Genomic DNA, 12416 nt, shown 5'->3' with positions numbered 1-12416 from the left:
CACCCACCGATCGCCAACCGCCGTCCACAGGCCGCGCGGCGCCATCGCCTGTCTCCAGGCCGCCACCCCCAAAACCCAGAGGTTGACAGTGGGAGTCTGCCGCACGCACTACGCCGCGAACTTGATGGAGGTGACCCCGAAAAGCTCCTGGGGATGGGTCAAAGCGCTGCTGCACTCGGTCTATGACCAGCCCGATGCCCACGCGGTGCACGCCCAGTTCGACCGTGTCGTCGAGGCATTGGCCGATAAGCTGCCCGCGGTGGCCGAGCACCTCGATGGTGCCCGCGCCGAGATACTGGCCTTTACCGCGTTCCCCAAGGAACTGTGGCGCCAAATCTGGTCGAATAATCCCAACGAACGCCTAAATCGCGAAATCCGCAGGCGCACAGACGTTGTCGGTATCTTCCCCGGCCGAGACGCCGTCATCCGCCTCGTGGGAGCCGTCCTGGCCGAACAGCACGACGAATGGGCTGAAGGCCGCCGCTACCTCGGACTGGACGTCTTGGCCCGGGCCGCTGCCCTCGGCAACCCCCACCCGCGCCGCCGGCCACCAACGACCTGCCCGAACTGGAGCCCGCAGCATGACAAACCCCAACACCCCAAGAGAATTCGGCCCAGGGCTGACCCGCCAAGCCTATCTCGACCAGCTCGCCGACACCGGTCACACCGGCTGGCACGACGAGCACGCCGTCCCCACGCCATGGCCCGAGGACTCCTGCCACCCCGACAGCGGATGGCAACCCACCACAGGAGGTGACACCACCAACACCGACCCCAACCAACCCTTCTAACCCCCACCAAATCGAAGGATCAGCCGTTACACCACTCCCAGGGACTTGACGACTCCACCCTGGGTTCGCGTCGACCCAAATTTCGCGCGAACGACAGCCTCGCTGCCCGACGAGCAGCTGAAAAACCCGGCGAATGGCCAACAAGACCGACAAGCTGACCTGGCGCTCGCGCGGCGAAATCGGCAACCTGTCCTTGTCGTCGGTGGTGCACATCCGGCGCGACACCCTTGAGACGCGATCGCGCAGCGGAAGGCTCGCGATGGGACCCGGATTCTGCGCCGAACTCAGGTTACTGCGCTGGCAGTGAGCCGCAGACTTCTACCATCAGGCCCGGCCGGGGACTGAGCGCGGCGAAGTTCGCGGCGCGGATACGCTGAGCCGGCAGCCGCAGTGTGGTCCTAGCGACCAGCCGGGCCAGCATGACCGTCATCTCGGTGATGGCCATCACCGAGCCGATGCACCGGTGCAAGCCCCCGCTGAACGGAATGAACTCGTGGGGCGCTGGTTTACGGTAGTCCGGCGCCGCGGAGTCCCAGCGCTGCGGACGGAAGTCGGTTGGCTCGGGCCATAACTCGGGAAGCCGGTGGGTGACGTACGCGCTGAAGACGATCAGCCGCCCCGCGCGGATCCGGTGCCCGTCGAACACCAGATCGCGCATGACCCGGCGGGCCGAGATCACGCCCGGTGGGTACAGCCGAAGTGTTTCGTGCACAACGCCGTTGAGGTAGGTCAGGGCGGGCAGGTGTGCGGCGGTCGGCGCCGCACCGTTCAGCACCCGTTCCACCTCGGTAGCGGCCGTGTCCCAGGCGCCGGGCAACGTCAGCAGTGTGTAGGCGGCCCAGGCTAGCGCGGCGCTGGTCGTTTCGTAGCCCGCCGTGATCATCGAAACAATCTGGTCACGAATCTCGTTGTCGCTGAGGGTTATTCCATCATCGGATCGGCCGTTGAGCAGCGTCGTCAACAGGTGATCGTCGGGCCTGGGCCGGGCGCGGGCATCGGCGATCTCGGCATCCATCAACTCGTCGATGCGTGAGCGGGCCGCCATCGCTCGCCGCCAGCCGGGGGAGTGCAGCCGTCGTTGCAACTTCATCACTTGGGGTGGGCGATGGGTCAGGTCCAGCAGCGGCTGCAGTTGCGTGCCAAGGAAATCCGAATGCGCGGCCATCCGGGATCCGAACAGGCTTTCTGCGGTGCTGCGCCGCACCGCCGAACGGATTTGCTGGTAGATGTCCAACCGTTGCCCGGGCTGCCAGCTGTCAATCATGGTGTCGACGGAGCGCACCATGGCGGGAACGTAGTCCTGAATCCGGCGGTGCCGCAACCCCGGCGCCACCACATTGCGCCGGCGGCGGTGGTCTTCTCCGTCGCTGACGATCAGCGCGGTCGGCCCGTCGACCGGCGCCAAATTCTCGAACGTCTCGCGCCAACTGAACGCATCGGCATTGGCGAACACGAACTTATTCGCCTCAGGGCCAAGCAGATACACGAAACCGTGCCGTCCGATCCCGGCGTTGATCACCGGACCTCGGCGTCGATACGCCGCCAGCAACGCTTCACCGGGCGGGTAAGGCACCGGCTTCATTCCAGCACCTCCGACAACTCCAGCCACTGTGCCTCGACTGCGGCGACCTCGTCCTCGAGGCTGCGCAATTCCCTCGTCAATCGCGTGACGCCGACGTGGTCGGAGTGGTCATGCTCGGCCAGTTCGGTGTGCTTGGCCTCGATCCGGGCGGCGAGGCGGGCCAACTGGCGGTCGACCGAGGCCAATTCCTTCTCCGCCGCGCGCCGCCGTGCCCCCGACATCGCCTGCTGCGGCTCCGGCGCCTGCGCCAACGGCTTGGCGGGCGACTGGGCGGCCAACGCCAGGTACTCGTCAATGCCTCCCGGTAGGTGCCGCAGCCGGCCCCCCAGGATCGCGTACTGCTGGTCGGTGATGCGTTCCAGCAGGTAGCGGTCGTGCGAGACGACAATCAGCGTGCCCGGCCAGGAGTCGAGCAGGTCCTCGGTAGCGGTCAGCATGTCGGTGTCGACATCGTTGGTGGGCTCGTCGAGGAGCAGCACATTGGGTTCCGCGAGCATGGTGAGCATCAGCTGCAGGCGCCGGCGCTGGCCGCCGGACAGTTCTCCGACGCGCGCCGAGAGCTGCCCCCGGTCGAAACTCAGCCGCTCGAGCAGTTGGGTCGGCGTCATCTCACGGCCCTCGACCTCGTATGCGGATTGAAGCCGATTGAGCACGTCGGCGATCCGCTCGCCGGCCAGTGCTTTCAACTCATCGCCCTGTTGATCCAGCACCGCCAGCCGGACCGTCTTGCCGCGCTTGACGCGGCCGGTGTCGGGCTGGACGGTGCCGGCGATCAACCCCAGCAGGGTGGACTTGCCGGCGCCGTTGGCCCCCACGATCCCGGTTCGTTCGCCCGGGGCGATGCGCCACTCGACGTCGCGCAGCACCGGGCGCCCCTCGTAGCAGACCGAGACGTCGAGCAGGTCGATGACGTCCTTGCCCAGCCGGGCGGTCGCGAGCTTGGCCAGCTCGACGGTGTTGCGCAGCGGGGGTACGTCGGCGATCAACTGATTGGCGGCCTCGATGCGGAATTTGGGTTTGGCGGTTCGCGCGGGGGCGCCGCGGCGCAACCAGGCCAGCTCTTTGCGCATCAGGTTCTGGCGCTTGGCTTCTGATGCCGCGGCCTGGCGATCCCGTTCCACCCGCTGCAGCACGTATGCGGCGTATCCGCCCTCGAACGGCTCGACGATGCCGTCGTGCACTTCCCACGTCGCAGTGGCGACGTCGTCCAGGAACCACCGGTCATGGGTGACCACCAGCAACCCGCCGCTGTTGCGCGCCCAGCGCTGTTTGAGGTGGCCCGCCAGCCAGGTGATGCCCTCGATGTCGAGGTGGTTGGTGGGTTCGTCCAGGGCGATCACGTCCCACTCGCCGATCAGCAGCTGGGCCAGCTGCACCCGTCGGCGCTGACCTCCGCTCAGCGTGGAAACCATTGCGTCCCATGCGATGTCGGATACCAGACCGGAAACCACATCGCGTACCCGGCCGTCGCCGGCCCACTGGTGTTCCGGTTGGTCACCGACCAGCGCCCAGCCCACCGTGTGGTCGGGATCCAGGGTGTCGGCCTGGGCCAGCGCGCTCACCCGCAAACCGCTGCGTTGGGTGACCCGCCCGGAGTCCGGTTTGAGCTGGCCGGTGAGCAGGTTCAGCAGGCTGGACTTGCCGTCCCCATTGCGGCCGACGATGCCGATGCGAGCGCCGTCGTTGACGCCCAGGGTGACCGACTCGAATATCACCCGGGTCGGATATGCCAGGTGTACCGCCTCGGCTCCGAGCAGGTGTGCCACTGGAGTGAGGCTACCGGGCGCGCGGTTGGCTACCGCTGGGACCGGCAGGATGCGAGAATGCCACGGTAAGGCAATGACGATGCAGGAAGCCGGTGTGAAACCGGCGCGGTCCCGCCACTGTAATCGGGGAGCGACCCTCAAACGCCACGGCGATTAGCTGGAAGGCGAGGCGAGCAGCGATCCGAGAGCCAGGATACTCGCGTCCTGCGACCCGGGGCGGTGCACCCCGAGAGAGCGATCGCCGTCCGATGTTTCTTCGGCTTCTTGTTTGTGATCTTTCGACGCTGACAATGTTTTCCGTCTCCAGCCGGGTGGGTGCGCGATGAGCGCTCCGATTTGGATGGCCGCACCGCCGGAAGTGCACTCGGCGTTGCTCAGTAGCGGCCCCGGCGCCGGTTCGCTACTGGCCGGGGCGGCCGCGTGGAGTTCGCTGAGTGCCGCGTACGGCGAGACCGCCCGGGAGCTGGCGGCGGTGCTGGCCTCCGTGCAGACGGGTTCCTGGGATGGGCCGGCCGCGCGGTCGTATGTGGCCGCGCACGTGCCGTATCTGGCGTGGCTCATGCAAGCCGACGCGCACAGCGCGGCCATGGCCATCCGGCAGGAAACCGCGGCCGCGGCCTGGACCACCGCGCTGGCGGCCATGCCCACGCTGGCGGAGCTGGCGGCCAATCACGCCACCCACGCAATGTTGGTGGCCACGAATTTCTTTGGCATCAATACGATTCCACTCGCGCTCAACGAGGCCGACTACGCGCGGATGTGGATTCAGGCTGCCACGGTGATGAGCACGTATCAGAGCGTCGCCGCCGCGGCGGTGGACACTGCGCCGCAGACCACAGCGGCGCCGGAGATTGTCACCACCGGCGCGCTGGCCGCCGCCGGCGATTTGCCTCCGGACCGGCAGAACGATTTCTTCACCTGGCTGCAGGACATCGGCTATATCGCCTTCTACGACAAGTACATTCAGCCCCTGATCGACGCGCTGTCGAATCTGCCATTCTTCCAGGCGCTGTTTTCCGGGTTCGACCCGTATCTCGTCATCCTCGGAAACCCGCTCACCTACCTCAGTCCGTTCAATGTCGCGTTCGCCCTCGGCTACCCGATGGATATCGGCACCTATGTGGCTTTCCTGTCGCAGATGTTCTCGTTCGTCGCGCTGGACCTCACGGCGGCGTTCGCCTCGGGCAACCCTGCGACCATCAGTTTCACAATTCTGTTTGTCACCGTCGAAATCATCGGCACGGTCATCACCGACACGATTGCGCTGATGAAGACCCTGCTGGAGCAGAGCATCGTGCTGCTCGCGGTCGTGGTCCCGTTGCTGACCGCTCCGTTGGTGCCGCTGGCTGCGGGCGCGGCGCTGGGGCCGATCGGCATCAAGGGCCTGGCGGCGCTGGCTGCCCTCCCGCCCGCGCCACCCGTCGCACCGGCGATCACCCCGCCGTTGGCCGCGCTGGCCCCGATGGTTCCGACATCCAGCTCATCGCCAGCGCCAGCACCGGCGGAGGCGGCCGGGTCGGTTCCCGGGCCGGGGGCGCCTCCGCCCCCGCCCGCGGCGCCACCGACGGTGACGGGCACGGGAGGGGGTCTGGGCATGAGTGCGGGTATGGAGAACTTCGGCTACCTGGTGGGTGACGTTGGCTCGGTCGCGGACCAGGCGGCCATGGCCGGCGCCCGAAAGAAGGCGCCGAAGGCCGACAGTGCTGAGGAGCCCACGGTCGCGCCGACGCCCGATGAACAGGCGGAAAGACCCCGGCGCCGGCGCACGAAGGTCACCCAGCTCGGCCGAGGGTACGAATATATGGACCCCGAGCCGCAGGCGTCGGCCCCGGGCGCGGCACCGTTGGGTTTCGCCGGGACTGTGCCGGGGCGAAGCGCCGGTACCGCGGCGGGTTTTGCGACGTTGGCCGGAGACGCGTTCGGTGTCGCGCCGCGGGTTCCGATGCTGCCGGGGACTTGGAGCGCAGAGCGGACATCTGATAATCGCCTACCCAGCCGTGATTCGCCCGCACAACCGACCTAGACCCAACCCGATCGCTTCGCCGAGGCTGCATTCTTGCAGGCCCCTACTCGTACTTTCGCTGCAGGTTTGCAGTCTGGGCGATGGGGTGGACTTTCGCCGACTATGGTGGAGCGTCTGCGCGCCGGCGACCGCCACCCGACGCAAAAAGAGTGACCTAGACCACACATCCGGGCCCATGTGCCATGATGTCCACGCTGGTCAAGGCTTAACCAGGAAGCACGCAGGGAGCAGTGGTGGATCTCAATTTTTCGATGGTCACCCGACCGGTCGAGCGACTGGTGGCCACCGCGCAGAACGGCCTGGAGGTGTTACGGCTGGGCGGGCTGGAAACCGGCAGCGTCCCGTCACCGTCCCAGGTGGTCGAGAGCGTGCCGATGTACAAGTTGCGCCGGTACTTTCCGCCGGACAACCGGCCCGGTCAGCCGCCAGTGGGTCCGCCGGTGCTGATGGTGCACCCGATGATGATGTCGGCCGACATGTGGGACGTGACCCGTGAAGACGGCGCGGTGGGCATCCTGCACGCCAGGGGACTGGACCCCTGGGTCATCGACTTCGGCTCACCCGACAAGGTCGAGGGCGGTATGCGTCGCACCCTGGCCGACCACATCGTCGCGCTCGACCAGGCAATCGACACCGTCAAGGACACCGCCGGCCAGGACGTGCATCTGGTCGGCTATTCCCAGGGCGGCATGTGGTGCTACCAGGTCGCGGCGTACCGGCGGTCGAGAAACCTGGCCAGCATCGTGGCGTTCGGGTCCCCGGTGGACACTCTGGCGGCGCTCCCGATGGGCATTCCCGCGAACATGGGCGCCGGCGTGGCCGACTTCATGGCCGATCATGTGTTTAACCGGCTGAACATCCCAAGTTGGATGGCGCGCACCGGCTTTCAGATGATGGATCCGATCAAGACGGCACAGGCCCGCATCGACTTCCTGCGTCAGTTGCACGACCGTGAGGCGCTGCTGCCCCGAGAACAGCAGCGCAGGTTCCTCGAGCGCGAGGGGTGGATCGCCTGGTCCGGCCCGGCCATCTCGGAGCTGCTCAAACAGTTCATTGCCCACAACCGGATGATGACGGGCGGCTTCGCCATCAACGGTCAGCTGGTCACGCTGACCGACATCACCTGCCCGATCCTGGCGTTCGTCGGCGAAGTCGACGACATCGGCCAACCCGCATCGGTGCGCGGCATCCGGCGGGCCGCCCCCAACACCGAGGTGTACGAATGTCTGATCCGCACCGGCCATTTCGGTTTGGTGGTGGGATCGCGAGCGGCTCAGCAGAGTTGGCCCACCGTCGCCGACTGGGTGCGCTGGATCTCCAGCAACGGCGACAAACCGGCCAATATCAGCCTGATGATCGAGCAGCCTGAGGAGCACAGCGACAGCGGGGTCGCCTTCAGCTCCCGCATCGCGCACGGCATCGGCGAGGTCTCCGAGGCGGCGTTGGCACTGGCTCGGGGCGCGGCCGACGCCGTCGTCGCGGCCAACCGCTCCATGCGCACCCTGGCCGTGGAGACCGTACGTACCCTGCCGAGGCTGGCCCGACTTGGACAACTCAATGACCACACGCGAATTTCGTTGGGTCGCATCATCGATGAACAGGCGCACGACGCGCCGCAAGGCGAATTCCTGTTGTTCGACGGCCGCGTGCACACCTACGAGGCGGTCAACCGCCGGATCAACAACGTCGTCCGCGGCCTGATCGAGGTGGGCGTGCGCCAGGGCGACCGGGTCGGCATCCTCATGGAGACCCGGCCCAGCGCACTGGTCGCCATCGTCGCGCTGTCCCGGCTGGGCGGCGTAGCCGTATTGATGCGCAACGACGTCGACCTGGCCGCGCAGGTCCGGCTCGGCGCGGTCAGCGAAATTCTGACCGACCCCGCCAATCTGGAGGCCGCCCGCCAGCTTCCGGGTCAGATTCTGGTGCTGGGCGGCGGGGAATCGCGCGATCTGCATCTGCCCGATGACGCCTTGGAACAGAGCCAAGTGATCGACATGGAGCAGATCGATCCCGACGCGGTGCAGCTACCCGCGTGGTATCGCGCCAACCCGGGGTTCGCGCGCGACCTGGCGTTCATCGCCTTCAACGCGGCCGGTGGCGAGCTGGTCGCCAAGCAGATCACCAACTACCGGTGGGCGTTGTCGGCGTTCGGAACCGCCTCCACGGCCGCCCTCGACCGCAAGGACACGGTGTACTGCCTCACGCCGCTGCACCACGAGTCCGCATTGCTGGTCAGCCTTGGCGGTGCGGTGGTGGGCGGCACCCGCATTGCGCTGTCCCGCGGCCTGCGTCCCGACCGGTTCGTCTCCGAGATCCGTCAGTACGGCGTTACCGTGGTGTCCTATACCTGGGCCATGTTGCGCGATGTGGTCGACGACCCGGACTTCGGGTTGCACGGCAACCACCCAGTCCGGCTGTTCATCGGTTCGGGTATGCCGACCGGTTTGTGGGAGCGCGTGCTGGACGCCTTCGCGCCGGCGCACGTGGTCGAATTTTTCGCCACCACCGACGGTCAGGCGGTGCTGGCCAACGTCTCCGGTGTCAAGGTCGGAAGCAAGGGCCGGCCGCTGCCCGGTGTGGGCCGGGTCGAACTCGGTGCCTATGACCCCGAGAACGACCTGATCTTGGAGAACGACGACGGGTTCGTGCAGGTGGCCGCGACTAATCAGATCGGTGTCCTGCTTGCCCAATCGCGCGGGCCCATCGACCCGACCGCATCGGTCAAGCGCGGGGTCTTCGCGCCCGCCGACACCTGGATCTCCACCGAGTACCTGTTCCGCCGCGACGACGACGGCGACTTCTGGCTGGCCGGCCGGCGCGGCGCGGTGATCCCAACGGTGCGGGGCATGGTCTACGCGGAGCTGGTCGTCGACGCCCTCGGCCTGATCAGCGCGGTCGACCTTGCGGTGACCTACGGCGTCTCGGTGGGCGATCGCCAGTTGGCGGTGTCCGCGGTGACGTTGCGACCCGGCGCGACGATCACCGCGGCCGACCTCACCGAGGCCGTGAGCAGCATGCCGGTGGGGCTCGGGCCCGACATCGTGCACGTGGTGCCTAAGATGACGTTGAGCGCGACTTTCCGGCCCACCGTCAGCGCCCTGCGGGCGGCCGGAATCCCCAAGTCCGGGCGGCAGTCATGGTACTTCGACGCCGCCACCAACGAATTCCGCAAGCTGACCCCGGCGGCGCGCGCCGAGCTCAGCGGAAAGCAAGTCACTGCCGATGCTTGATGACACCCTGCTGAATATCCTGGTGTGCCCAGCCGACCGCGGGCCGCTGCTGCTGGTCAACGACGGCCGCGAGCTCTACAACCCCAGGCTGCGCCGCGCCTACCGCATCGAGGACGGCATCCCGGTCCTGCTCGTGGACGAGGCCCGCGACGTCGACGACGAGGAACACGATCGGCTTACGGCGCAAGGCCTTCCGGTAGATCCCCAGTGAGGTAGCGCTGCAGGTTGGGCGCGATGGTTGCCACGATCTGCTCGGTGGGCAGCGACGCGAACGGCTCGACTTTGACGATGTAGCGCGCCATCACCACGCCCATCAGTTGCGAGGCGACGAACTGGGTGCGCAGCTTGCCCGTTCCCGGTGGATCGTCGACGCGCGACCCCACGGCGCCGCCGACGATTTCCTGCAGGAACGAGCGCGCCAGCCCCACGTCGTCGCCCGAGATGAGCGAGCGCAGCGTGGCGATCAAGCCGGCGCCCAGTTCGGAATCCCACAGCGGCAGTAACAGCGATGGCAGTTTGAACCCGAGTTCCTCGACCGGCACCTCCAGCAGCGGTCCGATCACCTGCATGGGGTCGATCGGAATGTGGATCGCCGCGGCGAACAGCTGCTCTTTGGTGCCGAAGTAGTGGTGCACAAGGGCGGCATCGACTCCGGCTGCCCTGGCCACCGCCCTGATCGAGGTCCGATCAATGCCATTGAGCGCGAACAGTTCTCGCGCACTCATCAAGATACGTTCCCGGGTGTCGGAGTTGCCCGCGGGACGGCCAGGACGTCGCCCGGCCACGCTAGGGGGTCCGCCGGCGCAGGGTCGCCGCAGCCAGGCACAACGATGCGACCGCGAACGCCAACACCACGAGCATGTCGCGCACCGCCGTATCGGATAGTTCCGTATGTGTCCCGACCTGCTGCAAGGCCTCCAGCGCGTAGCTGGCCGGCATCAGGTTGCTGATCCACTCCAGCCATCCCGGCATCGCGGCCCGCGGAACGATCACACCGGCGAGCAACAGCTGCGGCACCATCACCAACGGAATGAACTGCACCGCCTGAAACTCGGTGCGGGCGAAGGCACTGAACAACAAACCCAGGCCCACCCCGAGAATGGCATTGTCGATCGCGATCACGAACACCCACACCGGGTGGCCCGCGGTGCTGAAACCAAGCAGCCAGAACGAGACCATACACGCCACAGTCGCCTGCACTGCGGCAGCGATCGAGAACGCTGTTCCGTATGCCATGAGCAGATCGAGGCGCCGCAGCGGTGTGGTCAGGATGCGCTCCAAGGTGCCCGATAACCGTTCCCGCTGCATGGTGATCGACGTGATGATGAACATCACGAACAGCGGGAACAACCCCAGCATGATCAGGCAGGCGTTGTTGAACGGCGTCGGTGTCCCCGGACGATGCGGGGCGTTCTGAAACATGAAGTACATCAGCGTGATCACCAGGACAGGCACCACGAGGATCATCGCGACGCTACGGTGATCGGCGGCCACCTGGCGCAGAATCCTGGAGGTGGTTGCCGTGTAGGGCTTCAGCTGGGCGCGCAGCCCTATCCGGCCAGGCGCCCGGTGCTGCGCCTGATGATGGACAGAAACGCTTCCTCCAGTGACGTGCATGACGTGTCCTCTCGTAGTCGGGCCGGGGTGGTGTGGGCGACGAGGCGGCCTTCCCGCATCAGCAGCAGGTCGGCACAATGATCGGCTTCATCCATCACATGGCTGGATACCAGCAGCGTGGTGCCGGCGTCGGCCAGCTCTGCGAACTGCCCCCAAAGATCAACGCGCAGCACTGGATCCAGTCCCACCGTCGGCTCGTCGAGCACCAGCAGATCGGGCCGGCAGACCAGCGCACAGGCCAGCGACACCCTCGTGCGCTGACCGCCGGAGAGGTTCTCGCAGAACGCGGTTCGGTGTTCCGAGAGCCCCACCCGCTCGATTGCTTCGTCGGCGGCGTGACTGTCGTAGCCATACAGCGATGCGATGTAGCGGACATTGTCGATGACCCGCAGATCGCGATAGATGGTCGGATCCTGGGGCACGTATCCAACGCGTCGGCGCAGGGCCGCGCTTCCCGCGGGCTGGCCCAATACCGTGACGGTGCCGGAGGCGATGATCTGGGTGCCGACGATGCTGCGGATCAGCGTCGTCTTTCCGCACCCGGATGGGCCCAGTAGGCCGGTGATGGTGCCGCGGGCGATCTGGACCGAAAAGTCGTGCAGTGCGGCGTGTTTGCCTCGTACCACCCGCAGATGCTCGACGCTGACCGCCGGTGCAGAAAATTCATCATGCGATGAAGTCATCATATGATGAATATCCGCCCAGTGCGGGGTGCCTGTCAAGAGCCAGGCAGAATCGGTTCGGTGAGTGCTACCGAGCTGCTGGCGGATCCGGTGGCGGCCGCCCATCGGCTACTCGGAGCCGCCCTGATCGGGAGAGGGGTCACGGCGGTGGTCGTCGAGGTTGAGGCCTACGGCGGCGTTCCCGACGGGCCCTGGCCGGATGCCGCCGCGCACTCCTACCGCGGGCTCCGGGAGCGCAACGCGGTCATGTTCGGTCCGCCCGGGCGGTTGTACACCTACCGCAGTCACGGGATCCATGTCTGCGCCAACGTGTCGTGCGGGCCTGACGGCACTGCTGCCGCGGTCTTGCTCCGGGCGTGCGCGATCGAGGACGGACTGGACCTGGCCCGGGGCCGCCGCGGTGAGGCGGTCCGGGGGGCGGCGCTGGCCCGGGGTCCCGGCAATCTGTGTGCGGCTTTAGGAATCACTATGGACGACAACGGGATTGACTTGTTCGACCCGGAAGGTCCGGTGAGTTTGCAACTGCGTGCGCCGTTGACCGCGACGGCGGGGCCGCGGGTGGGGGTCAGCCAGGCCGCGGACCGGCCATGGCGGTTGTGGCTGGCCGGACGCCCGGAGGTGTCTGCGTACCGGCGAAGCCCGCGCGCGCCCGCCCCGGGAACCAGCGACTAGCCCCGGTGCCGGGAGGTCCCGCGCCAGGCCGGATCCTTCGGCCAGGCTGAAG

Annotated in this window: 10 protein-coding genes, 2 pseudogenes and 1 riboswitch; of the genes and pseudogenes, 7 read left to right on the top strand and 5 right to left on the bottom strand. The window is 67.0% G+C overall.

Annotated features, from left to right (window positions below; genetic code table 11):
* Positions 1-97: 97 nt before the first annotated feature.
* From ACX9NE_RS23110 to ACX9NE_RS23100, 3 genes and pseudogenes are all read left to right on the top strand, one after another.
* A pseudogene (locus tag ACX9NE_RS23110) lies at positions 98-511 on the top strand (transposase); the annotation flags it as partial.
* A 70-nt stretch (positions 512-581) separates the two neighbouring features.
* Positions 582-791, top strand: coding sequence for a hypothetical protein (locus ACX9NE_RS23105; RefSeq protein ID WP_459363596.1), 210 nt, complete (start codon positions 582-584; stop codon positions 789-791).
* Positions 792-942: 151 nt separating this feature from the next.
* Positions 943-1098: pseudogene (locus ACX9NE_RS23100) on the top strand (type III polyketide synthase); the annotation flags it as partial.
* Here the strand turns inward: ACX9NE_RS23100 and ACX9NE_RS23095 are convergent.
* Together ACX9NE_RS23095 and ACX9NE_RS23090 are read right to left on the bottom strand one after the other, a co-directional pair.
* A complete protein-coding gene (locus tag ACX9NE_RS23095) occupies positions 1081-2364 on the bottom strand; it encodes a cytochrome P450 (RefSeq protein WP_459363593.1) in 1284 nt (427 codons plus the stop codon). The pseudogene ACX9NE_RS23100 and the gene ACX9NE_RS23095 overlap by 18 nt on opposite strands.
* Positions 2365-2369: 5 nt before the next feature.
* Entirely contained in the window at positions 2370-4139 is a 1770-nt protein-coding gene (locus ACX9NE_RS23090) for an ABC-F family ATP-binding cassette domain-containing protein (RefSeq protein WP_459363570.1), read from the bottom strand.
* Between the two features lie 40 nt (positions 4140-4179).
* Positions 4180-4358: riboswitch (cobalamin riboswitch) on the top strand.
* A gap of 103 nt (positions 4359-4461) precedes the next feature.
* Here ACX9NE_RS23090 and ACX9NE_RS23085 point away from each other — a divergent pair.
* The 3 genes from ACX9NE_RS23085 (at position 4462) to ACX9NE_RS23075 (ending at position 9603) form a co-directional block, all read left to right on the top strand.
* Positions 4462-6162, top strand: coding sequence for a PPE domain-containing protein (locus ACX9NE_RS23085; protein WP_459363569.1), 1701 nt, complete (start codon positions 4462-4464; stop codon positions 6160-6162).
* Between the two features lie 230 nt (positions 6163-6392).
* The gene (locus tag ACX9NE_RS23080) at positions 6393-9392 is read left to right on the top strand and encodes an acyl-CoA synthetase (RefSeq protein ID WP_459363568.1); all 3000 of its coding nucleotides are present in this window, start codon (positions 6393-6395) and stop codon (positions 9390-9392) included.
* Positions 9385-9603 carry a Trm112 family protein gene (locus ACX9NE_RS23075; protein ID WP_459363567.1) on the top strand — a complete coding sequence of 73 codons (219 nt, stop codon included), beginning with the start codon at positions 9385-9387 and terminating at the stop codon, positions 9601-9603. Before ACX9NE_RS23080 ends, ACX9NE_RS23075 begins: the two co-directional genes overlap by 8 nt.
* On the opposite strand, the gene ACX9NE_RS23070 is transcribed toward ACX9NE_RS23075, so the two are convergent.
* Genes ACX9NE_RS23070 through ACX9NE_RS23060 form a run of 3 tightly spaced genes read right to left on the bottom strand, consistent with a single transcriptional unit; the run spans position 9569 to position 11695 of the window.
* Positions 9569-10210, bottom strand: coding sequence for a TetR/AcrR family transcriptional regulator (locus ACX9NE_RS23070; RefSeq protein ID WP_459363592.1), 642 nt, complete (start codon positions 10208-10210; stop codon positions 9569-9571). The two genes, ACX9NE_RS23075 and ACX9NE_RS23070, sit on opposite strands and share 35 nt — an antisense overlap.
* Complete coding sequence (locus ACX9NE_RS23065; RefSeq protein WP_459363591.1) at positions 10179-10928, bottom strand: ABC transporter permease; 750 nt, start codon at positions 10926-10928, stop codon at positions 10179-10181. Before ACX9NE_RS23065 ends, ACX9NE_RS23070 begins: the two co-directional genes overlap by 32 nt.
* 14 nt (positions 10929-10942) lie before the next feature.
* Positions 10943-11695 (bottom strand): ABC transporter ATP-binding protein, encoded by a 753-nt coding sequence (locus tag ACX9NE_RS23060; RefSeq protein ID WP_459363566.1) that lies wholly within the window; start codon positions 11693-11695, stop codon positions 10943-10945.
* A gap of 57 nt (positions 11696-11752) precedes the next feature.
* Between ACX9NE_RS23060 and ACX9NE_RS23055 the strand changes: the two genes are divergently transcribed.
* Positions 11753-12364 carry a DNA-3-methyladenine glycosylase gene (locus tag ACX9NE_RS23055; protein WP_459363565.1) on the top strand — a complete coding sequence of 204 codons (612 nt, stop codon included), beginning with the start codon at positions 11753-11755 and terminating at the stop codon, positions 12362-12364.
* Positions 12365-12416: the final 52 nt, after the last annotated feature.

This window comes from Mycobacterium sp. ML4 (assembly GCF_054515735.1).
Note: the sequence above shows the minus strand (reverse complement) of the source record. Positions and strands in the feature narration are given on the sequence as shown.